This is a genomic window from Streptomyces sp. NPDC055955 (assembly GCF_042270245.1).
In the GTDB taxonomy this organism is placed as follows: Bacteria; Actinomycetota; Actinomycetes; order Streptomycetales; family Streptomycetaceae; genus Streptomyces.
In genome coordinates this window covers 147,744-171,877 of record NZ_JBHJYS010000007.1, presented here as the reverse complement: position 1 = coordinate 171,877, position 24,134 = coordinate 147,744, and the positions used below count along the sequence as shown (strand labels likewise).

Here is a 24,134-nt window from a genome sequence, read left to right as displayed (position 1 = left end):
TCGGCGGGTTTGCTGCTGGCTGCTTGCTGCTACTCGAAACCCGAGTGCCGCTGAGCTAGGAAGCTCAGTGGGTCTCGGGACGGAGGACCTTGGTCCGGAGGACCGACTCGTTCAGGTTCATCTGGCGGTCGAGCTCCTTGACGACCGCAGGCTCGGCCTGCAGGTCGATGACCGAGTAGATGCCCTCGGGCTTCTTCTTGATCTCGTACGAGAGACGACGACGGCCCCAGGTGTCGACCTTCTCAACCTTTCCGTTGGCCTCACGGACAACGGAGAGGAAGTTCTCGATCAGCGGGGAGACAGCGCGCTCCTCGAGATCGGGGTCGAGGATGACCATCACTTCGTAGTGACGCATGTGGAACCCACCTCCTTTGGACTCAGCGGCCACGGTCGTTCCGTGGCAGGAGGGTCGTGATGCGTACGCAACGGTATCGGCGACCACTGACAATCGGGCCCCGCTGGCGGGGATCCCTGGTCAGGGCATGAGCAGACACCGGTGCAGACGGTACAGACTACCCGCACCACGGCTTCCGGTTGAAATCCGGCCGCGAGAGGGCACAATCTGTACACATCGGGTGTGTATGGCGCTACGATGCGCCGCCTTCCGCAGGAGGTGCCACATGGCACAGGCAATGCGACCCAACCCCGCGTCATCTCTCTTCGCCACGGACGGGAAGCCCCATCCCCTCCAGGACTCACTGGTCGCGGTAGCGATGGTTCTCGGAGCGATCGCGATCATCTCCTCGCTCTTCAGCAGCCTCCACCTGCTCAGCTCCTGGGTAGGGCTGATCGGCATCCTGACCGGTGCGTACGGCCAGTTCATCTCGGTGACGACGCGGGAGCGCTTCGGCCTCATCCTGGGCCTCGGTGCCTCGGCGATCGGCTTCTTCATCGGCATGGCCCACGGCGGCCTGTTCGGCGGTCTCATCGGCTGACTACCCACGAAGCTTCCATAGGCCCATTCGGGGCGCTCCCAGGGCGCAGTAGGCTTCGGCGCGAGAGCCGGAGCCCTTGTACCCATGGGGACACACCAGCCCGAGGAGCGCCCCGAATGAGCCTGACCCTGAGGACCATCAGCCGAGAGCAGCATCTGGCATACATCCAGAGCCTGCCCTCGGCTAGCCACATGCAGGTCCCGGCATGGGCTGACGTGAAGGCGGAGTGGCGCTCCGAGAGCCTGGGATGGTTCGACGAGCGGACCGGCGAGATGGTCGGCGCGGGCCTGGTCCTGTACCGGCAGCTGCCCAAGATCAAGCGTTATCTCGCCTATCTGCCCGAGGGCCCGGTCATCAACTGGTTCGCTCCGAATCTCGACGACTGGATGCGCCCGATGCTGGCGCACCTCAAGCAGCAGGGCGCCTTCTCCGTGAAGATGGGCCCGCCGGTGATCATCCGGCGCTGGGAGGCCACATCGATCAAGAAGGGCATCCAGGACCCGGACGTCAAGCGCCTGCGCGACATCGAGGCCGACTTCATCGAGCCGCGCGCCTTCGAGGTCGCCGACAAGCTCCGCCGCATGGGCTGGCAGCAGGGCGAGGACGGTGGCGCCGGCTTCGGCGACGTCCAGCCCCGTTACGTCTTCCAGGTGCCGCTGGCCAACCGCTCCCTCGAGGACGTGCACAAGGCCTTCAACCAGCTGTGGCGCCGCAACATCAAGAAGGCCGAGAAGGCCGGCGTCGAGGTCGTCCAGGGCGGCTACCAGGACCTCGCCGAGTGGCAGCGTCTCTACGAGATCACGGCTGTGCGCGACCACTTCCGGCCCCGCCCGCTGTCGTACTTCCAGCGCATGTGGACGGCCCTCAACAGCGAGGACCCCAACCGCATGCGGCTGTACTTCGCCCGCCATGACGGGGTGAACCTGTCGGCGGCGACGATGCTCGTGGTCGGCGGGCACGTCTGGTACTCCTACGGAGCCTCCGACAACATCGGCCGTGAGGTCAGGCCCTCGAACGCGATGCAGTGGCGGATGCTCCGCGACGCCTACGCGCTCGGCGCGACGGTCTACGACCTGCGCGGAATCAGCGACTCGCTCGACGAGTCGGATCACCTCTTCGGTCTGATCCAGTTCAAGGTGGGCACCGGTGGGCAGGCTGCCGAGTACCTCGGCGAGTGGGACTTCCCGCTCAACAAGCTGCTGCACAAGGCTCTCGACATCTACATGTCGCGGCGCTGAGCCCCGCCTCGTCCGCCCGGTCCACACGGCCCGGGCGGACCCTGCACAATTCACGTAGCTCAAAAGCTTCTTCATACCTCTGATACACCGCAGCCACGAGAAAGGTTCCGGGACCGGCCATGGCGCTCACGCTCTACGTCGACACCGCGCGCTGGCGGGCACACCACAAGCACGTGCTCGAGCAGTTTCCGGGGATCGTCCCGGTCTGCAAGGGCAACGGCTACGGCTTCGGCCACGAACGGCTCGCGGACGAGGCCACCCGCTTCGGCTCGGACATCCTCGCCGTCGGCACGACCTACGAAGCCGCCCGGATCAAGGACTGGTTCAGCGGTGACCTGCTGGTCCTGACCCCGTTCCGGCGGGGCGAGGAGCCCGTGCCGCTGCCCGACCGTGTGATCCGCTCCGTCTCCTCCGTCGACGGCGTGCACGGCCTCGTCGGCGCCCGCGTCGTCGTCGAGGTGATGTCCTCGATGAAGCGGCACGGCGTGAGCGAGCAGGAATTGCCCCAGCTCCACTCCGCCATAGAGGACGTCCGGCTCGAGGGCTTCGCGATTCACCTGCCCCTGGACCGCACCGACGGCTCCGACGCCGTCGAGGAGGTCATCGGCTGGATGGACCGTCTGCGCGCGGCCAGGCTGCCGCTGCACACGATGTTCGTCAGCCATCTCAAGGCCCAGGAACTCGCCCGCCTTCAGCAGCAGTTCCCGCAGACCCGGTTCCGGGCACGCATCGGTACGAGGCTCTGGCTGGGCGACCACGAGGCGACCGAGTACCGCGGCGCGATCCTGGACGTCACCCGCGTGGCCAAGGGCGACCGCTTCGGTTACCGCCAGCAGAAGGTCGCCTCGGACGGCTGGCTCGTGGTCGTCGCCGGCGGTACGTCGCACGGCGTGGGCCTGGAGGCTCCCAAGGCGCTGCACGGCGTCATGCCGCGCGCCAAGGGCGTGGCCCGCGCGGGTCTCGCGACCGTCAACCGGAATCTGTCGCCGTTCGTCTGGGGCGGCAAGCAGCGCTGGTTCGCGGAGCCCCCGCACATGCAGGTCTCGATCCTCTTCGTACCGTCCGACGCCCCCGAGCCCCGGGTGGGCGAGGAGCTGGTGGCCCATCTGCGGCACACCACCACGCAGTTCGACCGGATCCTCGACCGCTGACCGAGGCTTGGCGCACCCCGAGTCCTACGGACAAACGGAAGGGCCGGACACCATCACGGTGTCCGGCCCTTTTCGTGTGTTCACTCAGAGCGAACGCCCCTCATCCTTGCCCCAACCCCAACTCACTTGTGGCAGCTCCTCGTTGTGTACCGCGTGCCGCGGGGGATGGGCGGCGTGTCCGAGCACGAACACGTCCGGCGCTCCGTCCAGGACACCGCCCGACGGATCGTCGTCCCCGGAGCGTCTGACCACGTCCCGTTCCGGCATCAGGATGTCGCGGACGATCACCGCGCACAGATAGAGCGTGCCCAGCAGGTGGACGAGGATGACGAGGTGGTAGCCGTCCGTGGGCAGCCCTCGGTGCTTGTCACCGCTCGTGGTGTACGCGAGGTACATCCAGATCCCCAGGAAGTACGCGACCTCGCACGCCTGCCAGATCAGGAAGTCCCGCCAGCGCGGCCTGGCGAGGGCCGCGAAGGGGATCAGCCACAGGACGTACTGCGGCGAGTACACCTTGTTGGTGAGGATGAACGCGGCGATGACCAGAAAGGCGAGCTGCGCGAGGCGAGGCCGGCGTGGCGCGGTGAGGGCGAGTGCGGTGATGCCCAGGCAGGCCAGGACCATCAGCACCATCGCGTAGGTGTTGGCGTTGTCGGGGCTGATCTGCGCGTGCCACCGCTGCTGGATGATCAGCCAGATGGACCCGAAGTCGACGCCACGCTCCTGGCTGAAGCGGTAGAACTTCGACCAGCCTTCGGGGGCGAGCAGCATCACCGGCAGGTTCACGACGAGCCACGCGCCCACCGAGCCCGCCAGGGCCTTCCCGAAGTCCCGCCAGCGTCCGGCCCGCCAGCAGAGCAACAGCAGCGGGCCGAGCACCAGGAACGGATAGAACTTCGCGGCCGTGGCCAGGCCCAGCAGGACGCCGAAGGCGACCGATCGGCCCCGCGACCACATGAGCATCGCGGCCGCTGTGAGGGCCACGGCGAGCAGATCCCAGTTGATGGTGGCGGTCAGCGCGAACGCGGGCGCGAGAGCGACCAGGAGGCCGTCCCAGGGCCGTCGCCGGTGGGTGCGGGTCACGCAGATGGCGATCGCCACCGCGCAGATCATCAGCATCCCGGCGTTGACCATCCAGTAGACCTTCTCCAGGTGCTGGATGGAGCCGCCGCCCAGGGTCAGCCAGGACGCGACCTCCATGAACACGCCGGTCAGCACCGGGTACTCGAGGTAGTCCATGTCGCCGGGCAGCTTGTCGAAGTAGGGCACCAGGCCGTCGGCGAAGCCCCGCCCCTGATAGAGGTGCGGGATGTCCGAGTAACAGGCGTGCGTGTACTGCGAACTGGCGCCGAAGAACCACGCGCCGTTGTAGCAGGGGAATTTCTGCACCATGCCCAGCGCGAACATGCCGATCATCACCAGCGCGATGACGCGTACGGGGGTCCACCAGGAACTCCCGAGCAGCGCCCATCGTCCGATCGGTCCGCCGATCAGCTCGCTCCCCGCTGCGGCGACCTCGTCCTCCTTGGTCGGCCGTACCGGGTCCGGCTGTTGCACATGCGTGCGTGTCGTCTCTGCACTGGGCATGCCGCACATCCTGCCGTACGCGCCTGAGAACGGGGCGAGGGCCGCCGCACCCGATCGGTGCGGCGGCCCTCGCCTGGCGCTGTTCACTCACTGTTTCACGTGGAACACGCAGCGTTTCACGTGAAACAGGCGGCGTGGGATCAGCTCCGGCTAGCCCGCCGGCCCTCCGAAGAGGCCCCCGTTGCCATTCCCGTTGTTGCCGCCGTTGCCTCCCCCTGGGTCCGTCGGCGAGCTGGTCACGCCACCGTCTGCGCCGCCCGTGGGTGTCCCACCGGTGCCACCGTTCGACGTTCCGCCGTTGTTGTTGCAGTTCCACGACCAGCTGCTGCAGGACTCACTGGTCGACGGCGACGGGCCGGGGGTGGACTGACTGGGCGACGGTTCCACCGTTGCCGAATCCGAGGGAGAAGGAGTCGCCGAGGGCGTGATGCTCGGGCTCGGGGTGGCACCGACGATCTCACCGATGGGGTCGGGAGCGGGGAACGGCTTGGCCGGCACCCCCTTGAGGGCCTCCAACATGTAGTCGTGCCAGATCTCGGACGGGAACGAGGCTCCGTGGATCTTCTCCTGGTTACCTGTGCCGTACATCTCCAAGAACTCGCGCTTCTTGCTGTTCTCGTTGTCGTCCATCCGGTACATCGTGATGGCCGTCGACAGCTGCGGGGTGTACCCCACGAACCAGGCGGACTTGTTGCCGTCGGTCGTACCCGTCTTGCCCGCGACCTGGCGGTCGGGCAGCTTCGCGTTGGTACCCGTTCCCTTGTCGACGACGGTCCTCAGGACGTCGGTGACGTTGTCCGCGACCGCCGGCTGGAAGGCCCTGACCGGCGCCTTCTCGTGCCGATAGACCGTCTCGCCTTCGTGATCGACCGAAGTCACAGAGAACGGATCGTTCCGCTGCCCACTGGCCGCGAAGGTCCCGTAGGCGCCGGCCATACGGATCGCGCTCGGGTCGGAGGTGCCCAGGGAGAAGGACGGGTAGTTGGCACTGGCGAAACTGCTGTCCTTGATGCCCGCGTCGCTGGCGGCCTGCTTCACCTTGTCCAGGCCCACGTCCATGCCCAGCTGGACATAGGCGGAGTTCACGGACTCCCGCATCGCCTCACGAAGGTCGATCTGGTAGGTCGGCGCGTTGTAGGACTGGTGACCGTCGTTCTTCTGGAGCCACTCCTTGCCGTCCTTGTCCGTCCAGACCTGGCCGTTGTACTTCTTGATCTTCAGCTCGTTCTTGCCGCTGTAGAGGCTCTTGGGGGAGACCTGCGTGCGCTCGTCGTCACTCTGGATTTCGCCGCCCTTGGGGTCGCGAACACCGTCCCTCATCGCGGCGGCCAGCACGAACGGCTTGAAGGTCGAGCCGACCTGTGCACCTGTCTGGTCGGCGTTGTTCGTGTAGTGCTTCGTTGCGTCGACACCGCCGTAGATGGCTTCGATCGCGCCACTCGTGGGGTTTACCGAGGCGCCGCCGAACTGGACGTACTTGTCCGTCTTCGGGCGGAGCTTCTCGTTGATGTTCTCCTTGCGGACCTTCTTCACGGCCGCTTCGAGCTTGTCCACCTTCTTCTTGTCGAAGGTGGTGTGGATCTCGTAGCCGCCCTTCTGCAGGTCGAGGGCGGTGATCTTGCCGTCGCTGTTGTTGATCACGTAGGCCTTGGCGAGGTCCACGAGATAGCCGGTCTGGCCACCCAGCGAGGGGTTGGACCGCGGGTTCTGCAGCGCGGGGAAGCCTTCCGCCTTGAACTTCGCCCGGTCCGTGGCGTCCAGACGCTTGTCCTTGACCTCTTCGTCGAGGATCCAGCTCCACCGCTTCTCGGCACGGGCCTTGTTCTTGGCGGGCGTCGCCTGGACCGGGTCGATCTCGGGGGCACCGGCGGGGTCGTAGTACGTGGCGCCCTTGAGTACCGAGGCCAGGAAGGCGCACTGGCTCGCATTGAGGTTCGAGGCGTCCTTGTTGAAATACGTCCGGGCGGCTGCCTGAATCCCGTAGGCACCGCGTCCGTAGTACGCGGTGTTCAGATAGCCGGCCATCACCTTCTCCTTGGGCTCCGTACGGCCCACCTTTATGGAGACGAACAGCTCCTTGACCTTGCGCGAGATCGTCTGCGACTGGTCGTCGAGCATCGCGTTCTTCACGTACTGCTGGGTGATGGTCGAGCCGCCCTGCGTCGCACCGCCCTTGGCCATGTTGACGAACGCGCGGGCGATGCCCATCGGGTCGACGCCCTTGTCCGTCTCGAACGTCTTGTTCTCGGCGGACATGACGGCGTACCGCATGGCCTCGGGAATCTCTTCGTACTTGATGATCTGCCGGTTCGTCTCGCCACCGGTCGCCACCATCTGCTTGCCGTTGGCCCAGTAGTAGACGTTGTTCTGGGCCTTGGCCGTGTCCGCCGTCTTCGGGACGTCCACCATGGCGTACCCGATGCCCGCCGCGGCCATGAGACTGCCGCAGAAGCCGACGAACAGACCCGCCACCAGGCGCCAGGACGGCAGCCAGCGACGCACCCCGTACTTGTCGGAGCGCGGGTAGTCGATGAACCTCTTCTTCTGCGGCGGCCGTGCTGGTCCGCGGCCCCGGCCGCGGCCGGGCCCGCCGGCCCCCTCGGGGCCGCCTCCGCCGCGCCGGCCGCCGCCTCCGCGGCCACCGCCGCCGTCGGGAGCCTTCCTGCGGCTCCCTCCGGCGCTGCGCTGTGCGGCTCGGCGCGCTTCCGCCCGGCCTCCGTAAGGGCGGTCGTCGCCCGTCGGGCCGGACGATCCTGTTGACCCCGGCGTTCCATATGCATCAGAAGGCGATCCGGTGGCGTCACGCGGTGCCGCGCGACGGCCCGGCGTTGCGCCGGACGTGCCACGACGGGCCGCGGCACGTCCGCCGCCCTGTGGCTGCGGCGGTTTGCGACGGTGCTCGCTCATCGAACGACTACTCCTCGGGCAGGCGCTGACATACGCGCCTGGAAACGGCGGCTGGTTTCCGGTCCCCCCGAAATACGGATGCGCCCCTTCTGGCACTCACCCGCAATGCACCGGGGACAACGACGCCCACAGGCGTCACTTGGTTCCCGGCGGTCTGCATGGCGGACAGACTACGCACCGCCAAAACCCGCCTAGGGGTGAAGTTCACCCCAAATCAGGCAACTCGCTTGGTATGAATCGGTGATGTGACGCCGTTCACCGTGATCCCTCTTGTCCCATCCGTGGGGCCGTTCTATCGTCGTGATGTATCGAGTCGATACATCAGTTCGGCATAAAGAGTCCGTAAGAGGTCGTGACACGACCGCGGCAGAGGAGGAGGCGACGATGAGCCGACGTTCCGGCATCCTCGAGTTCGCCGTCCTCGGACTGCTCCGCGAGTCCCCGATGCACGGCTACGAGCTGCGGAAACGACTCAATACATCGCTGGGGGTCTTCCGCGCCTTCAGCTACGGGTCCCTCTACCCCTGTCTCAAGACGCTGGTCGTAAGCGGCTGGTTGATCGAGGAATCGGGGAGCACACCCGAGGACGCCCTCGCCGCACCACTCGCAGGGCGTCGCGCCAAGATCGTCTACCGGTTGACGGCAGAAGGTAAGGAGCACTTCGAGGACCTGCTCTCGCAGACCGGCCCCGACGCTTACGAGGACGAGCATTTCGCCGCGCGGTTCGCCTTCTTCGGGCAGACCTCGCGTGACGTACGTATGCGCGTGCTCGAAGGCCGTCGCAGCCGGCTCGAGGAGCGCCTCGAAAAGATGCGCATCTCCTTCGCCCGCACCCGGGAACGCCTTGACGACTACACCCTTGAGCTCCAGCGGCACGGAATGGAATCCGTGGAGCGCGAAGTGCGCTGGCTGAACGAGCTCATCGAGAGCGAGCGGGCGGGGCGGGATCAGCGGCGATCCGACCCCTCCGACGCAGCTCAGCAGGACACATCTGGAGAGACGGGCGGCCTGCCCCGGCACCGGGACAGCACCCGGCCGGATCCGTCCGACGACACCGCCACGTGAGGCCCATTCGGGGTTTCACCGATACACACAGGGAGCAACCGGAATGGGTTCGGTTCGCGTAGCCATCGTCGGCGTGGGCAACTGCGCCGCCTCGCTGGTCCAGGGCGTCGAGTACTACAAGGACGCCGACCCGGACAGCAAGGTCCCGGGCCTGATGCACGTCCAGTTCGGCGACTACCACGTCGGTGACGTCGAGTTCGTCGCCGCTTTCGACGTCGACGCGAAGAAGGTCGGCCTCGACCTCTCCGACGCCATCGGTGCCAGCGAGAACAACACCATCAAGATCTGCGACGTGCCCAACACGGGTGTGACCGTCCAGCGCGGCCACACCCACGACGGCCTGGGCAAGTACTACCGCCAGACCATCGAGGAGTCTGCCGAGGCCCCGGTCGACGTCGTCCAGGTCCTGAAGGACAAGCAGGTCGACGTTCTGGTCTGCTACCTGCCCGTCGGTTCCGAGGACGCCGCGAAGTTCTACGCGCAGTGCGCCATCGACGCCAAGGTCGCGTTCGTCAACGCCCTTCCGGTCTTCATCGCCGGCACCAAGGAGTGGGCGGACAAGTTCACCGAGGCGGGCGTGCCGATCGTCGGTGACGACATCAAGTCCCAGGTCGGCGCCACCATCACGCACCGCGTCATGGCGAAGCTGTTCGAGGACCGCGGTGTCCGTCTCGAGCGCACCATGCAGCTGAACGTCGGCGGCAACATGGACTTCAAGAACATGCTCGAGCGCGAGCGCCTGGAGTCCAAGAAGATCTCGAAGACGCAGGCCGTCACCTCGCAGATCCCCGACCGCGACCTGGGCGAGAAGAACGTCCACATCGGCCCGTCGGACTACGTGCAGTGGCTCGACGACCGCAAGTGGGCCTACGTCCGCCTCGAGGGTCGCGCCTTCGGCGACGTTCCGCTGAACCTGGAGTACAAGCTCGAGGTCTGGGACTCCCCGAACTCCGCGGGTGTCATCATCGACGCCCTGCGCGCCGCGAAGATCGCCAAGGACCGCGGCATCGGCGGCCCGATCCTCTCCGCGTCCTCGTACTTCATGAAGTCCCCGCCGGTTCAGTACTTCGACGACGAGGCCTACGCGAACGTCGAGAAGTTCATCAAGGGCGAGGTCGAGCGCTAACCACACACCGAGCGGCGCGAACCAGCGGTAACGCGCCTCTCCTTGTGGGCTGTTGAGGTCCCCGGATGCACATGCCGTGCTCCCGGGGACCTTTCCCGTATGTGAGGCTGGGCCCCATGGCTGTCGTCCGTGACCTGCGCGTACTCCTGCGCTTGAGGGACTTCCGGCGCCTGTTGGCATTGCGGCTGCTCTCCCAGGGAGCGGACGGCGTCTACCAGGTCGCGCTGGCCACCTACGTGGTGTTCTCGCCGGAGAAACAGACGTCGGCCGGCGCCATCGCCTCGGCCATGGCCGTACTGCTTCTCCCGTACTCGGTCGTCGGCCCCTTCGCGGGCGTCCTCCTCGACCGCTGGCGCCGCCGCCAGGTCTTCCTCTACGGCAACCTCCTGCGGACCGTCCTGGCGTCCTTGACGGCCGTCCTGATGCTCAGCAATGCGCCGGAGTGGCTCTTCTACGCCTCCGCCCTGTGCGTCACCGCCGTCAACCGCTTCATCCTCGCCGGGCTCTCCGCCGCCATGCCGCGCCTGGTAGACGCCGAGCGCCTGGTGATGGCGAACTCCGTCTCGCCGACCGCGGGCACGCTCGCCGCCACGCTGGGCGGTGGACTCGCGTTCGCCGTACGGCTGCTCATCTCGGACTCCGACGCCCTCGTGGTGCTCGTCGGGGCGGCCCTCTACCTGTGCGCGGCGCTCGCGTCGCTGCCCATGTCCGCGGAACTGCTCGGTCCGGACGCGGAGTTGGTGCGTCCGGGCCTGCGAACGGTGCTCACTGGCACGGCACAGGGGCTCGTCTCGGGCGTACGTCATCTGACCGCACGCCCCGCGGCAGCGCGCGCCCTGGCCGCCATGACGCTGATGCGGTTCTGCTACGGGGCGCTGACCGTCATGGTCCTCATGCTCTGCCGCTATTCCTGGTCGTCCACGGAGTCCGACGGACTTGCCCTGCTGGGCCTCGCCGTGGCGATCTCGGGGGCCGGATTCTTCGCCGCCGCCGTCGTCACGCCCTGGGCCGCGGGACAGCTGGGGCCCGCCGGGTGGATCATCGTCTGCGCGGGAGCGGCGGCCGTCCTCGAACCCGCCCTCGGGCTTCCGTTCGCACCCGCTCCCATGATGGCCGCCGCCTTCGTTCTGGGCCTGACGACCCAGGGCGCGAAGATCGCCACCGACACGATCGTGCAGTCCTCGGTGGACGACGGGTTCCGTGGCCGGATCTTCTCCGTTTACGACGTGCTGTTCAACGTCGCGTTCGTCGGCGCGGCCGCAGTGGCCGCGCTGATACTGCCTCCTGACGGACAGTCGGTCCCGCTGGTGCTCACAGTGGCTCTGATCTACGCGGCGATTGCTGGGGCTTTGGCCCGATTCGGCACCCAGTAAGTGTCACATCAATGACACAGAGCCCCTCCCGACTTCAGAGTTGTCATTCGGTACGGATAACTTACGGGCGTCTTATCCGCGCCATCGCGCCTAAGTTCGAGGGGGACCCCCAAAGTGACCACTCCGCCGCCGCAGGGCCAGAATCCGTTTGCCCAGGGCCAGCAGCCCTCTGGCCCGCCGCAGGGCGGTCCGTACGCTCCGGCCGCCGGCCAGCCCGGGGTTCCTCAGCAGCCGTACCCGCCGCAGGCCCCGGGTACGCCCATCCCGCCCGCCCAGTCGTCGGGTGGCGGCAAGAAGAAGGCCCTGCGCATCGTCGCGCTGATCGTGGTCGCCATCGCGCTCTACGGAGTGAAGTGGTACCTCGGCCAGAGCGACGCCGAGACGACCGCGGTCGGCAGCTGCCTGCACAACAACGGCACGACGTCCGCTCCGGACCTGAAGGACGTCGACTGCTCCTCCAGCGACTCCGAGTACAAGGTCATCGAGAAGTTCGACGGCACCAGCGACGTCGACAAGTGCAACTCGGTCAAGGGCACCGAGGTCTCCTACTACCAGAGCGGTGGCAGCCACGACGTGGTGCTCTGCCTGAAGGAAACCAAGTAAGACCGCGCATCACCATGCCGAAGGGCGCTGTTTCACGTGAAACAGCGCCCTTCGGCATGTCGCGCCAGGCCGATGTTTCACGTGAAACATCGGCCCAGGCCACTCACTCGGCGTTCTGCTGCGCCGCCCACCATTCCTTGAGCGCAGCCACAGCCATGTCATGCTCCATCGGCCCGTTCTCCAGCCGCAGCTCCAGCAGGAACTTGTACGCCTGCCCGATCACCGGCCCCGGCTTGATGCCCAGGATTTCCTGGATCTGGTTGCCGTCGAGGTCCGGACGGATCGAGTCCAGCTCCTCCTGCTCCTTGAGTCGCGCAATGCGCTCTTCCAGGCCGTCGTACGCACGCCCCAGCGCATTGGCCTTCCGCTTGTTGCGCGTCGTGCAGTCGGAGCGGGTCAGCTTGTGCAGGCGGTCCAGCAGCGGACCCGCGTCACGGACATAGCGGCGGACCGCGGAGTCGGTCCACTCGCCGGTGCCGTATCCGTGGAAGCGCAGGTGCAGCTCCACGAGTCGCGAGACGTCCTTCACGAGCTCGTTCGAGTACTTCAGCGCCGTCATACGCTTCTTCGTCATCTTGGCGCCCACCACCTCGTGGTGATGGAAGGAGACCCGGCCGTCGTCCTCGAAGCGCCGCGTCCTCGGCTTACCGATGTCGTGCAGCAGGGCCGCGAGACGGAGCACGAGATCCGGGCCGTCAGACTCCAGCGCCATCGCCTGCTCGAGGACGATCAGCGTGTGGTCGTAGACGTCCTTGTGCCGGTGGTGCTCGTCCCGCTCAAGGCGCAGCTCGGGCAGCTCGGGCAGGACATGGCCGGCGAGGCCCGTGTCCACGAGGAGGGTGAGGCCCTCGCGGGGGTGTGCGGAGAGGATCAGCTTGTTCAGCTCGTCACGCACCCGCTCCGCGGAGACAATGTCGATGCGGTCGGCCATGTCCTTCATGGCCTTGACGACCTCGGGGGCCACCTCGAAGTCCAGCTGCGCGGCGAACCGTGCGGCCCGCATCATCCGCAGCGGATCGTCGGAGAAGGACTCCTCGGGGGTTCCGGGCGTACGCAGCACGCGCTCGGCAAGATCGTCGAGCCCGCCGTGCGGGTCGATGAACTCCTTCTCCGGCAGCGCCACGGCCATCGCGTTCACCGTGAAGTCGCGACGCACGAGGTCGTCCTCGATGGAGTCGCCGTACGAGACCTCTGGCTTGCGCGAGGTCCGGTCGTACGCCTCGGAGCGGTACGTGGTGACCTCGACCTGGTAACCGTCCTTCTGGCAGCCGACCGTCCCGAAGGCGATCCCGACCTCCCACACGGCATCCGCCCAAGGCCTGACGATCTTGAGCACATCTTCGGGACGCGCGTCCGTGGTGAAGTCCAGATCGTTGCCGAGCCTGCCGAGAAGCGCGTCCCTGACCGAGCCACCGACCAGGGCGAGAGAGAACCCGGCCTCCTTGAATCGACGGGCGAGGTCGTCGGCGACAGGGGCCACCCGCAGCAGCTCACTCACCGCGCGGCGCTGCACCTGGCTCAGGGCACTGGGATTGTCTTCATTGGCGTTCGGCACAACAGAAAAGGGTACGTGGCCCCAGCCCAGGGTTCCGCCTCGTTTTCCGTGGGTGTGCGCGAGCCCTGCCGGATGCCCCCTACCCTGTCTTCCGATCATGTGGAGCAGTCCGCGGCACTTCGCCACAGCGCACCTCGTTACCATGCGTGGACTATCCGACGACCACTGACGACGACGAGGGACGGGCGAGCGCGTGGCCGAGGCGGCAGACTTCCAAGGGATGACTCCCTCACCTGCCCGTCGAAGGTGGCGGCGCACGGGGGCGTTGCTCGCCGGAGCGCCTCTGCTGGCCGGCCTGACCCTGCTCGGCGGCTCCCCCGGATATGCCTCCCCGCAAGCACCCGCGGCCGACGCGATCGGTACGAGCACCGTCGATGTCGCCGTGAACTCGCTCACTCCGAGCGCACCGTCCGACGGCGACACGGTCACCGTCACCGGCACGCTCACGAACGACAGCAAGCAGGCCGTCACGAACGCCCACGTGGCGCTCCGCCTCGGTTCTGCCCTCGGTGGGCGGGCCTCGATCGACAACGCCTCCCGGCACGCGGCGGGGGGAGCGCCGGACGGCAGGGAGATCGGCGGCAAGTACGCCAAGAAGGTCTCCACGCTGGCCCCCGGCGCGACGCAGGGCTTCAGCCTCTCCGTCCCCGTCAAGGAGATGGATCTCGGCGCCGACGGCGTCTACCAGCTCGGTGTCGCCCTGACCGGCCAGAGCGCGACTCAGCCGTACCAGCAGACGCTCGGCATCCAGCGGACCTTCCTCCCGTGGCAGCCCGAGGCAGCGGAGACGAAGACCAAGACGACGTACCTGTGGCCGCTCATCTCCCAGACCCACCTCACAGCGGAGACAGGGTCCAACGAGCAGCAGACGCGCATCTTCCACGACGACAGCCTCGCCAAGGAGATCGCTCCGGGCGGCCGTCTCCAGCAGATGCTGTCCCTCGGCACCGCCCTCGACGTGACCTGGGTGGTCGACCCCGACCTCCTCGCCTCCGTCGACGCCATGACGAGGCCGTACAAGATCAAGAAGCCGGACGGCACCGAGATCAACGGCAAGAATCAGACGGTCGCCAAGCAGTGGCTGAACGACCTGAAGAACGCCGTCGCCGACCAGAAGGTCGTCGCCCTCCCCTTCGCCGATCCGGATCTCGCGTCGCTGGCCCACAACGGCACGAAGGTGACCGGTTCCCTCGGGCACCTCAAGGACGCCACCGATGCGGCCTCCACGACCGTGGAGACGGTCCTGCACGTCAAGCCGGACACGAGCTACGCCTGGCCCGCCGACGGCGCGATCGACCCCAGCATCGTCAATGTCGCGACGTCCGCCGGCGCCGACACGGTGATCGCCCGCAGTGACAGCCTCCAGGAGCGGAACAACCTGCCGTACACGCCGTCGGCGGCCCGCCCCATCGGCAGCGGCACGACGGCCGTGGTGACCGACGCACGGCTGTCCGAAGCCTTCGAGGGCGACATGACGAAGGCCGAGAACTCGACCCTCGCCGTGCAGCAGTTCCTCGCGCAGAGCCTGACGATCAACCTTCAGGAGCCCGACAACCAGCGCAACATCGTGGTTGCGCCGCAGCGCATGCCGTCCGCAAGCCAGGCGCAGTCCATGGCTCAGGCCATCAAGGCCGACCAGGACAGCAGCTGGTCTGAGTCCGAGGACCTGGCCGCAGCCACGAAGGCGAAGCCCGACCCCGAAGCGACGACCCAGGTCCCCTCCTCCCGGTCCTACCCCTCGTACCTGCGCAAGCAGGAGCTGCCCGAGTCGGCCTTCCAGGCGATCCAGGACACCCAGAACAAGCTCACCAACTTCCAGGTGATCCTTTCCGACCCGTCCCGCGTGGTGACGCCGTTCGGACGGGCCATGGACCGGCAGATGTCCACGTCCTGGCGGGGGCACCCCGTCGAGGCGAAGGCGTACCGCGACGGCGTCGCCGACTACCTCACGGCGCTCACCAAGCAGGTCAGGCTCATCGAGAAGTCCGAGGCGAAGCTCTCCGGACGCAGCGCGACGATCCCGGTGACGGTCCAGAACAACCTGGTGCAGGGCGTCGAGCACCTCGTCCTGCGCCTCACGTCGACGAACGGCACCCGCCTCAAGATCGGCGACGGACCGTACTACGAGCAGCAGGTGAAGGTCGCCGGCGGGCACAGCCAGTCGGTGAAGTTCACGACCACCTCCAACGCCAACGGCAGGGTCCCGGTCTTCGCCCAGCTGTACACGGAGGACGGCCAGCCCTACGGCCCCGAGGTCCGGTTCGACGTGAACGTCACCGAGATCACCCCGACCGTGATGCTCGTCATGGCCGGCGGCGTTCTGCTCCTCGTCCTCGCCGGGTTCCGCATGTACACCCAGCGCAAGCGCGCCGCCGCGCAAAGCGCCGAGGAGGGACCTGACGACGGTCAGAACGGGGAGTCGGGCTCCGAGACCGGGGAAGGCGACCCCGAGCAGCCGAGTGACCCGACACCGGACACCGCTCCGGAAAGCACGGACCCGTCCGGCACGGGTGAGAGAGTGGACCGTTGAGCGATGTCGTGGCCGTGGGCCCGGGGACGATGAGGTGGGGTAACCATGAACGCGCCGTACGACGGTGACCGTGGCCAGGGCCCGGGCGGCTCGGCCTCGGCCGGGAGCCCGCCCCCCGGTCATCAGGGGGCGCCCGGCCAGGTCCCGCCGCCCCACCCGGCCCCGGACGCGTATCCGCAGGATGCGTACCTCCAGGACGCCTACGACCAGGATCCGTACCGGGCCCAGGACCTCACGGCACAGGACCCGGTGACGGAGGCGCTCTACGACCGCGCCGCGCACCCTCCGCCGCCTCCGGGCAGCTATGAGGCTCCTCAGCCGCTCTACAACGCGCCTCCCGCAGCCCAGTACCCCCCGGACCCCCGCGTGTGGGCCCAGACGCCCGCTCCCGAGCCGGAGGGCCCGTCGCAGCTCCTTCCGTACGGCGACGACGCCAGGACCACGCAGTTCCTTGGCGTCGACGATCTGATGACGCAGGCGAGCGAGGAGCAGCACGAGCCCGACGCCTTCGCGCATCTCTTCCGTGACCAGCAGAACAACGGCGGCGGCCGTCCGCCGGCCGACGCCTCCGGCGTTCCGGTGCCCACCGCCGAACCGGCTCAGCCTCCCGTCCAGGGCGGCACGCCCGCACCTGCCCCGGCGAAGGGGGGCCGGGCGTCGAGCCTCCTGAAGTCGAGCGCCGTCATGGCGGCGGGCACCCTGGTCTCACGCCTCACCGGTTTCGTACGCACCATGGTCATCACGGCTGCCCTCGGCGCCGCGACGCTCGGTGACGCGTGGACAGTGGCGTACACCCTGCCGACGATGATCTACATCCTGACCGTCGGCGGCGGCCTCAATTCCGTGTTCGTGCCGCAGCTCGTGCGGTCCATGAAGGAGGACGAGGACGGCGGCGAGGCCTATGCCAACCGTCTGCTGACCCTCGTGATGGTCGCGCTCGGCGTGATCGTCGCCGTGGCCGTCTTCGCGGCGCCACTCCTGATCCGGCTGATGTCGACCTCCATCGCCAACAGTCCGGACGCGAACAACGTCGCCGTCACCTTCGCCCGCTACTGCCTGCCCACGATCTTCTTCATGGGCGTGCACGTGGTCATGGGCCAGATCCTGAACGCCCGCGGGAAGTTCGGCGCGATGATGTGGACTCCGGTCCTGAACAACATCGTCATGATCTTCACGTTCGGCATGTTCATCTACGTCTACGGCACCGCGGCGGATTCTCAGCTGCACGTCGACACGATCCCCGCGGACGGTGTCCGGCTGCTCGGCATCGGCACCCTGCTCGGTCTGACGGTGCAGGCGCTGGCGATGATCCCGTACCTGCGCGAGACCGGCTTCCGGTTCCGGCTGCGCTTCGACTGGAAGGGCCACGGCCTCGGCAAGGCGGTCAAGCTCGCCAAGTGGACCGTGCTGTTCGTCCTCGCCAACCAAGCGGGCGTCCTCGTCGTCACCCAGCTCGCCACCGCCGCGGGCAAGGCGTCCGGCGTGCCCGGCGCGGGCATCATGGGCTACTCGAACGCCCAGCTGATCTGGGGCATGCCGCAGGCCATCATCACCGTCTCCGTCATGGCGGCGATGCTGCCGAGGATCTCGCGCGCGGCACACGACGGCGACCCCGGAGCGGTCCGCGACGACATCTCGCAGGGCCTGCGCACCTCCGCGGTCGCGATCGTCCCGGTCGCCTTCATGTTCGTCGCCCTCGGCGTTCCGATGTGCACCCTGCTCTTCGGGTCCAGCGGCGCCGACGGCGCCCGCTCCATGGGCTACATCCTCATGGCGTTCGGCCTCGGCCTGATCCCGTACTCCGTGCAGTACGTCGTGCTGCGCGGCTTCTACGCGTACGAGGACACCCGGACGCCCTTCTACAACACGGTCATCGTGGCCGCCGTCAACGCGGCCGCGTCGGGGATCGCCTACCTCCTGCTGCCCGCCCAGTGGGCCGTGGTCGGCATGGCCGCCTCGTACGGTCTCGCGTACGCGATCGGTGTGGGCGTCGCCTGGCAGCGCCTGCGCAAGCGTCTCGGCGGCGATCTGGACGGCGCACAGGTCATCCGTACATACGCCCGCCTCTGCATGGCCTCGATCCCGGGGGCCGTCGCCGGTGGCGCGGTAGGTTTCCTGATCATGGGGGCGCTCGGCAGCGGCGCGGCAGGTTCGATCGCAGCGCTGGTCGTGGGCGGGGCCGTACTGCTGGGTGTCTTTTATGTCGCCGCCCGGCGCATGCGGATCGAAGAACTCAACTCGATGGTCGGAATGGTCCGCGGGCGCCTCGGCCGCTGACGGCCCGGCCGGCCGCACAACCATCGCGGGCTACCGCGTGTCGTGCTTATCGCCGGACTGTGGGCACAATTGGCTTTGGCGTCGCAGAGCGCGCAACGGATGGGGAGGCAGGAACGACGGTGGCGGAACGGAGTACGGCTGCCGTCGACGTGGCAGACAACAGTGGTGACGAGCCACTGACCGCGAAGGCGGAGCAGACCACGGCCGACGGGGTGGCCCAGACCCGGGAGCGGGACACGGCAGCGAACGAGGACGCGGAGGACACCGACGTTTCGACGAGCCCCGGCTCGTCCACTCCCCCCGAGCTGCACAGCGGTCACAAACTCGCGAGACGCTATCGCCTGGAGGAGTGCGTCACCCGGCTGGACGGATTCAGCAGCTGGCGCGCGGTGGACGAGAAGCTCCGCCGGGCCGTCGGGGTGCATCTGCTCCCCGCGGACCACCCGCGGGCACGATCCGTCCTCGCGGCGGCACGCTCGTCGGCGCTGCTCGGCGACCCTCGCTTCGTCCAGGTCCTGGACGCGGTCGAGGAGAACGACCTCGTGTACGTGGTGCACGAATGGCTGCCCGACGCCACGGAGTTGACCGCGCTGCTCGCCTCGGGCCCGCTCGAGGTGCACGAGGCCTACCAGCTCGTGAACCAGATCTCCCAGGCGATGGCCGCCGCTCACCGCGAGGGCCTCGCACATCTGCGGCTCACTCCGAGCGCGGTGCTGCGCACCTCGACCGGCCAGTGGCGCATCCGCGGCCTCGCCGTCAACGCCGCCCTGCGCGGCATCACGTCGGAGACGCCGCAGCGCACGGACACCGAGGCGATCGGTGCCCTCCTGTACGCCGCCCTGACGCAGCGCTGGCCCTACGAGGACGACGCGTACGGCCTGACCGGGCTGCCCAAGGACATCGGCCTGATCGCGCCCGACCAGGTGCGGGCCGGCGTGCATCGCGGGCTGTCCGAGCTGGCCATGCGTGCCCTCGTCAACGAGGGGGCGACGGCGTCGCGGCAGGATCCTCCCTGCACCACGACCGAGGACCTCGTGAAGGCCGTCGGCGAGATGCCTCGCATCCGTCCCCCGGAGCCCGTGTTCACGGCGCCCGCGGAGTACCAGCGCACGACCTACCAGCAGGGCACGTACGGCCGTCAGGCTCCGCGTCCCGGCGTGGCCCAGCCCATGCCGGCGGTGCCCCCGCCACCGCTGCAGAGTCCGACGGGCAAGGCGCTCAAGTGGGCCGTGTCGGCGTTGCTCATCGTGGCCCTCGGCCTCGGCAGCTGGCAGCTCGCGGAAGCCCTGATGGACCGCGGCACGTCGGGCGACTCCAACACGTCGCACAACACCGACAGCGACGAGAAGGGCGACGAGCACAAGCCGACGAAGCCGGTGGCCATCGAGGACGCCAGGGAGTATGTCGCCAAGGGCGGGGCACAGGCCCCGGGTGACGTGGCGAAGACCTACGACGGCGACAGCAAGACGTTCTGGCGTACCAAGACCTACAACGACGGCCCGAAGCTCGCGCCCTACAAGCCCGGCGTCGGTATCGTCTACGACCTCGGCTCGGCCAAGGACGTATCGGCCGCGTCGATAGCCCTTCAGTACGGCGGCGACCACACGACGGTCTCCCTGTACGCGGCCGATTCGCTGTCGCCCACGACATCGATCGACTCCATGAAGAGCATCGGTACGGACACCACGACGAGTACCACCGCGAAGATCGAGGCCGACAAGCCGGTGAAGACGCGGTACGTGCTCCTGTGGATGACGGCCGTGCCGAAGTCCGGATCCGACGGCTACTACGGAGCGGGTTACAAGCAGGCTCTCACCGACGTGAAGTTCACCGGCTGAGGGCCCACCTGGGGGAGGGGGTTCGAAAGTGGACGACGCCGCTTACGGCGAAGCAAGCGATCAGGACCTCCTCACCCGCCACGTCGCGGGTGACAAGGACGCCTTCGGTGAACTCGTGCGCCGCCATCGGGACCGCCTGTGGGCCGTCGCCCTGCGCACCCTGAGAGACCGGGAAGAAGCCGCCGACGCCGTCCAGGACGCCCTGGTCTCCGCCTACCGGGCGGCGCACACGTTCCGCGGGCAGTCCGCCGTCACGACGTGGCTGCACCGCATCACCGTGAACGCCTGCCTCGACCGCGCCCGCAAGGCCGCGTCGCGGAAGACTTCCCCCGTCGAGGACACGGAGCGCCTGGAGCAGCTCCTCGAACCCCACGAGTCCGCGGCCGCGCCCGCCGAACGCAATGACCTGCACCGTGAACTCTTCGAGGCACTGGGCACCCTTCCCGTCGACCAGCGGGCCGCGCTCGTCCTGGTCGACATGCAGGGCTACCCCGTGGCCGAGGCGGCCCGCGTTCTCGGCGTTCCCACCGGCACGGTCAAGAGCCGCTGCGCACGCGGCAGAGCCAGACTCCTGCCGTTGGTCACCCATCTGCGGACCGACGACGGCGCCAACACAAGTAGCGAGAACCCGCACCCGGAAGCATCCGAAAGGAACCGGACGCAGGGGACATCCGTCCCACCGGCAGCAGAGCCCCGGGACGGGGCAGGACCGAGTGATTCAGCTGCCGTGAAGGGCGGAGGTGGGCGAGCGTGACATCCACGACCGACACGGCCGAGCACCCCGAGATCGACGAGATCTCCGACCTCACGGAGGGCCTGCTCTCTCCCTCCCGCACCGGGGAGGTACAGGAGCACCTGCACAGCTGCGAGCTGTGCGCCGACGTCTACGCCTCCCTGCAGGAGATCCGCGGCACCCTCGGCACGCTCCCCGGCCCGGCTCACATGCCTGCCGATATCGCGGGGCGTATCGACGCCGCGCTCGCCGCGGAGGCACTGCTCGACACGAAGGCACCTGTCGACACCGAGTACGAGGGCAAGGACGAAGCCGAGGCACACTCCGCGTCGCCTGTTTCACGTGAAACAACGCCGACCGACTCGCCGGCCACTCCCGCGGACCGCCCTTCAGGTCATCCCCGCGCCGCGACAGGTCCGGGGCGCGGCGGCCGGACGCGCGCCCGGCGCCGTCGGGGTGCCGCTCTGGGAGCGGTCTTCACCGCAGCCGCGATCGGCCTGGGAGTCTTTTTCCTGCAGAACGGGGGCGGCACACCTACCGGCGCTCCCGAGAGCGGCACGCCCCGTCAGACGAGCTCCGCACTCTCCTTCTCCGAGAACAAGCTCGAGAGTCAGGTGCAGAACCTTCTGACGGAGAAATCCGCCGCGCCCTCCGACTCGTCGACATCCAAGCCGTCCCTCGACATCCAGCAGTCGGGGCCGAAGACCCCCCGAACGAATTCCCCGATGCGAGGGAAGACCGTCGTCGTACCGGACTGCATACAGCGGGGTACCGGCCGTGAGACCCCTGCTCTCGCCATCGAGCGGGGAGACTACAAGGGCACCAGCGCCTACCTCGTGGTGCTGCCCCACGAGTCGGATCCTGCCCAGGTCTCGGCTTACGTCATCGACGCGGCTTGTGTGAAGCAGTCGTCCTCGGCTCCCGGCAAACTGCTGCTGGCTCACTCCTACGCACGGCGCTGACTCCACACCGGGACACACTTCGCGTGTGCTCCCGGACACGGTGGGAATGCGCGCCCCGTAGGATCCGTTGGGTGGGGTGAGAGTCCGGAGACGGACTCCCCCGGCAGTACGCAGCAGTCCCGCAGAGACGAGGAATCAAGCCGTGAGCGACGTCCGTAACGTGATCATCATCGGCTCCGGGCCCGCCGGCTACACGGCGGCCCTGTACACCGCGCGCGCGTCGCTGAAGCCGCTGGTGTTCGAGGGCGCTGTCACCGCGGGCGGTGCCCTGATGAACACCACCGAGGTGGAGAACTTCCCCGGCTTCCAGGACGGCATCATGGGCCCCGAGCTCATGGACAACATGCGCGCGCAGGCCGAGCGCTTCGGCGCCGAGCTGGTCCCGGACGACGTCATCTCCGTCGATCTGACGGGCGAGATCAAGACCGTCACCGACACGGCGGGCACCGTGCACCGCGCGAAGGCCGTCATCGTCACGACCGGCTCCCAGCACCGCAAGCTCGGCCTGCCGAACGAGGACGCGCTCTCCGGTCGTGGCGTTTCCTGGTGCGCGACGTGCGACGGCTTCTTCTTCAAGGACCAGGACATCGCCGTGATCGGCGGCGGTGACACCGCGATGGAGGAGGCGACCTTCCTCTCCCGGTTCGCCAAGTCCGTGACGATCGTGCACCGCCGTGACACCCTGCGTGCCTCCAAGGCCATGCAGGATCGCGCCTTCGCCGACCCGAAGATCAAGTTCGCCTGGGACAGCGAGATCGCCGAGGTCCACGGTGACCAGAAGCTCTCGCACCTGACACTGCGCAACGTCAAGACGGGTGAGACCTCCGAGCTCCCGGTCACCGGTCTGTTCATCGCGATCGGCCACGACCCGCGCACCGAGCTCTTCAAGGGCCAGCTCGAGCTGGACGACGAGGGCTACCTGAAGGTCGAGGCCCCCTCGACCCGGACGAACCTGACCGGTGTCTTCGGTGCCGGTGACGTCGTCGACCACACCTACCGCCAGGCGATCACCGCGGCCGGCACTGGCTGCTCCGCCGCCCTGGACGCCGAGCGCTTCCTCGCCTCTCTCACCGACAGCGAGTCCGCCGCAGCCGCCGCCGTCTGAGAACTCACACCCGCCCCACCGCATCACCAAAGTAGCTAAGGAGCCCGCCGTGGCCGGCAACCTCAAGAACGTGACCGACGCTTCCTTCGACGAGGACGTCCTCAAGAGCGACAAGCCCGTACTGGTGGACTTCTGGGCCGCCTGGTGCGGACCGTGCCGCCAGATTGCGCCGTCCCTCGAGGCGATCGCCGCCGAGTACGGCGACAAGATCGAGGTCGTCAAGCTCAACATCGACGAGAACCCGGCCATCGCCGCGAAGTACGGCGTCATGTCGATCCCGACCCTGAACGTCTACCAGGGCGGCGAGGTCGCCAAGACCATCGTCGGCGCCAAGCCGAAGGCCGCCATCGTGCGCGACCTCGAGGACTTCATCGCCAGCTGATCGGCGATGCGGCTCCACGGCGGAGCGGCAATGTTTCACGTGAAACACGAACGGGCCAACCCAACCGGGTTGGCCCGTTTGCGTGACCGCCGCAACGGATGCATCGGGACTCACAGAGGGCGGAGTGCCGGTTCCTTCTGTACCGCTCCGAGGAGCCGGTCCAGGGCGAGCTCGACGTCCTCCTTCCACGAGAGCGTCGTACGCAGCTCGAGGCGAAGGCGCGGATACGAGGGGTGGGGCCGCACGGTCTTGAAACCAACGGCCAGCAGATGGTCCGCGGGGAGCATGCAGGCCGGTTCTTTCCACTGCGCGTCACCGAACGCCTCGATCGCCTTGAACCCCCTCCGCAGCAGATCCTTGGCCACGGTCTGCACCATCACCCGGCCGAGCCCCTGGCCCTGATAGCCGGGCATGATCCACGCCGTCATCAGCTGCACAGCATCGGGGGAGACCGGACTCGTGGGAAAGGCAGTGGAGCGGGGGACGTACGCCGGAGGCGCGTAGAGAACGAAGCCGACCGGGACATCGTCCACGTAGACGACCCGGCCGCAGGAACCCCATTCCAGGAGGACAGCCGAAATCCAGGCCTCCTTCTCCAGCTCCGGAGTTCCTGCCTTTACCGCGGCTTGGCCGCTGACCGGATCCAGCTCCCAGAAGACACACGACCGGCAACGCTTGGGAAGGTCCGGAAGGTTGTCCAGTGTGAGCGGTACGAGCCGACGCCCCATGAAGGCAGTTCCTCACTTCCTTCGCCCGCCGCACCTCGG

At 67.8% G+C, this 24,134-nt stretch carries 19 protein-coding genes; 14 read left to right on the top strand and 5 right to left on the bottom strand.

The features are described from left to right. Nucleotides 1-64: 64 nt before the first annotated feature. Nucleotides 65-355: a 30S ribosomal protein S6 gene (gene rpsF, locus ACFC96_RS16535; protein WP_052578287.1), complete on the bottom strand. Its 291-nt coding sequence runs from the start codon at nt 353-355 to the stop codon at nt 65-67. Nucleotides 356-620: 265 nt separating this feature from the next. Between rpsF and ACFC96_RS16530 the strand changes: the two genes are divergently transcribed. The 3 genes from ACFC96_RS16530 to ACFC96_RS16520 all read left to right on the top strand — a co-directional run bounded on the left by ACFC96_RS16530 (nt 621) and on the right by ACFC96_RS16520 (nt 3,324). Next, nucleotides 621-935, top strand: coding sequence for a hypothetical protein (locus tag ACFC96_RS16530; protein WP_376255328.1), 315 nt, complete (start codon nt 621-623; stop codon nt 933-935). Nucleotides 936-1,051: 116 nt separating this feature from the next. Continuing rightward, nucleotides 1,052-2,173 (top strand): peptidoglycan bridge formation glycyltransferase FemX, encoded by a 1,122-nt coding sequence (gene femX, locus ACFC96_RS16525; RefSeq protein ID WP_227296028.1) that lies wholly within the window; start codon nt 1,052-1,054, stop codon nt 2,171-2,173. 119 nt (nt 2,174-2,292) lie between these two features. Beyond that, nucleotides 2,293-3,324, top strand: coding sequence for an alanine racemase (locus tag ACFC96_RS16520; RefSeq protein WP_351441298.1), 1,032 nt, complete (start codon nt 2,293-2,295; stop codon nt 3,322-3,324). 84 nt (nt 3,325-3,408) lie between these two features. On the opposite strand, the gene ACFC96_RS16515 is transcribed toward ACFC96_RS16520, so the two are convergent. Next, complete coding sequence (locus tag ACFC96_RS16515; RefSeq protein WP_376255330.1) at nt 3,409-4,911, bottom strand: glycosyltransferase family 87 protein; 1,503 nt, start codon at nt 4,909-4,911, stop codon at nt 3,409-3,411. Nucleotides 4,912-5,061: 150 nt separating this feature from the next. Then, nucleotides 5,062-7,818 (bottom strand): transglycosylase domain-containing protein, encoded by a 2,757-nt coding sequence (locus ACFC96_RS16510; protein WP_376612831.1) that lies wholly within the window; start codon nt 7,816-7,818, stop codon nt 5,062-5,064. Nucleotides 7,819-8,202: 384 nt separating this feature from the next. Here ACFC96_RS16510 and ACFC96_RS16505 point away from each other — a divergent pair, with 384 nt between their 5' ends. From ACFC96_RS16505 to ACFC96_RS16490, 4 genes are all read left to right on the top strand, one after another. Further along, nucleotides 8,203-8,883, top strand: coding sequence for a helix-turn-helix transcriptional regulator (locus ACFC96_RS16505; protein WP_376255334.1), 681 nt, complete (start codon nt 8,203-8,205; stop codon nt 8,881-8,883). A gap of 43 nt (nt 8,884-8,926) precedes the next feature. Then, entirely contained in the window at nt 8,927-10,009 is a 1,083-nt protein-coding gene (locus ACFC96_RS16500) for an inositol-3-phosphate synthase (RefSeq protein WP_376612830.1), read from the top strand. A gap of 116 nt (nt 10,010-10,125) precedes the next feature. Then, entirely contained in the window at nt 10,126-11,382 is a 1,257-nt protein-coding gene (locus ACFC96_RS16495; RefSeq protein WP_376612828.1) for an MFS transporter, read from the top strand. A 114-nt stretch (nt 11,383-11,496) separates the two neighbouring features. After that, a complete protein-coding gene (locus ACFC96_RS16490; RefSeq protein ID WP_376255340.1) occupies nt 11,497-11,985 on the top strand; it encodes a hypothetical protein in 489 nt (162 codons plus the stop codon). A gap of 103 nt (nt 11,986-12,088) precedes the next feature. On the opposite strand, the gene ACFC96_RS16485 is transcribed toward ACFC96_RS16490, so the two are convergent. Continuing rightward, nucleotides 12,089-13,540, bottom strand: coding sequence for a CCA tRNA nucleotidyltransferase (locus ACFC96_RS16485; RefSeq protein WP_376255342.1), 1,452 nt, complete (start codon nt 13,538-13,540; stop codon nt 12,089-12,091). Between the two features lie 193 nt (nt 13,541-13,733). On the opposite strand from ACFC96_RS16485, the gene ACFC96_RS16480 reads away from it, so the two are divergent. The 7 genes from ACFC96_RS16480 (at nt 13,734) to trxA (ending at nt 23,367) form a co-directional block, all read left to right on the top strand. Further along, nucleotides 13,734-16,070 carry a DUF6049 family protein gene (locus tag ACFC96_RS16480; RefSeq protein ID WP_376612826.1) on the top strand — a complete coding sequence of 779 codons (2,337 nt, stop codon included), beginning with the start codon at nt 13,734-13,736 and terminating at the stop codon, nt 16,068-16,070. 45 nt (nt 16,071-16,115) lie between these two features. After that, nucleotides 16,116-18,347, top strand: coding sequence for a murein biosynthesis integral membrane protein MurJ (gene murJ / locus ACFC96_RS16475; protein WP_376612824.1), 2,232 nt, complete (start codon nt 16,116-16,118; stop codon nt 18,345-18,347). A 119-nt stretch (nt 18,348-18,466) separates the two neighbouring features. Beyond that, nucleotides 18,467-20,185 carry a protein kinase family protein gene (locus tag ACFC96_RS16470; protein WP_376255347.1) on the top strand — a complete coding sequence of 573 codons (1,719 nt, stop codon included), beginning with the start codon at nt 18,467-18,469 and terminating at the stop codon, nt 20,183-20,185. Between the two features lie 28 nt (nt 20,186-20,213). Continuing rightward, nucleotides 20,214-20,939: an RNA polymerase sigma factor SigM gene (gene sigM / locus ACFC96_RS16465; RefSeq protein ID WP_376255349.1), complete on the top strand. Its 726-nt coding sequence runs from the start codon at nt 20,214-20,216 to the stop codon at nt 20,937-20,939. Then, a complete protein-coding gene (locus ACFC96_RS16460) occupies nt 20,936-21,880 on the top strand; it encodes an anti-sigma factor family protein (protein WP_376255351.1) in 945 nt (314 codons plus the stop codon). Before sigM ends, ACFC96_RS16460 begins: the two co-directional genes overlap by 4 nt. Before the next feature lie 142 nt (nt 21,881-22,022). Further along, nucleotides 22,023-22,985 carry a thioredoxin-disulfide reductase gene (gene trxB / locus ACFC96_RS16455; RefSeq protein WP_376612822.1) on the top strand — a complete coding sequence of 321 codons (963 nt, stop codon included), beginning with the start codon at nt 22,023-22,025 and terminating at the stop codon, nt 22,983-22,985. A gap of 49 nt (nt 22,986-23,034) precedes the next feature. Beyond that, complete coding sequence (gene trxA / locus ACFC96_RS16450) at nt 23,035-23,367, top strand: thioredoxin (RefSeq protein ID WP_376255355.1); 333 nt, start codon at nt 23,035-23,037, stop codon at nt 23,365-23,367. Nucleotides 23,368-23,477: 110 nt separating this feature from the next. On the opposite strand, the gene ACFC96_RS16445 is transcribed toward trxA, so the two are convergent. Then, nucleotides 23,478-24,095 (bottom strand): GNAT family N-acetyltransferase, encoded by a 618-nt coding sequence (locus ACFC96_RS16445; RefSeq protein WP_376255357.1) that lies wholly within the window; start codon nt 24,093-24,095, stop codon nt 23,478-23,480. Nucleotides 24,096-24,134 lie beyond the last annotated feature (39 nt).

Excerpts from the sequence above, each read along its gene's own strand:
- ACFC96_RS16510 (WP_376612831.1), bottom strand. The coding sequence starts at position 7,818 with ATGAGCGAGCACCGTCGCAAACCGCCGCAGCCACAGGGCGGCGGACGT.
- murJ (WP_376612824.1), top strand. The coding sequence starts at position 16,116 with ATGAACGCGCCGTACGACGGTGACCGTGGCCAGGGCCCGGGCGGCTCG.
- rpsF (WP_052578287.1), bottom strand. The coding sequence starts at position 355 with ATGCGTCACTACGAAGTGATGGTCATCCTCGACCCCGATCTCGAGGAG.
- ACFC96_RS16515 (WP_376255330.1), bottom strand. The coding sequence starts at position 4,911 with ATGCCCAGTGCAGAGACGACACGCACGCATGTGCAACAGCCGGACCCG.
- ACFC96_RS16505 (WP_376255334.1), top strand. The coding sequence starts at position 8,203 with ATGAGCCGACGTTCCGGCATCCTCGAGTTCGCCGTCCTCGGACTGCTC.
- ACFC96_RS16495 (WP_376612828.1), top strand. The coding sequence starts at position 10,126 with ATGGCTGTCGTCCGTGACCTGCGCGTACTCCTGCGCTTGAGGGACTTC.
- femX (WP_227296028.1), top strand. The coding sequence starts at position 1,052 with ATGAGCCTGACCCTGAGGACCATCAGCCGAGAGCAGCATCTGGCATAC.
- ACFC96_RS16500 (WP_376612830.1), top strand. The coding sequence starts at position 8,927 with ATGGGTTCGGTTCGCGTAGCCATCGTCGGCGTGGGCAACTGCGCCGCC.
- ACFC96_RS16530 (WP_376255328.1), top strand. The coding sequence starts at position 621 with ATGGCACAGGCAATGCGACCCAACCCCGCGTCATCTCTCTTCGCCACG.
- ACFC96_RS16445 (WP_376255357.1), bottom strand. The coding sequence starts at position 24,095 with ATGGGGCGTCGGCTCGTACCGCTCACACTGGACAACCTTCCGGACCTT.
- ACFC96_RS16520 (WP_351441298.1), top strand. The coding sequence starts at position 2,293 with ATGGCGCTCACGCTCTACGTCGACACCGCGCGCTGGCGGGCACACCAC.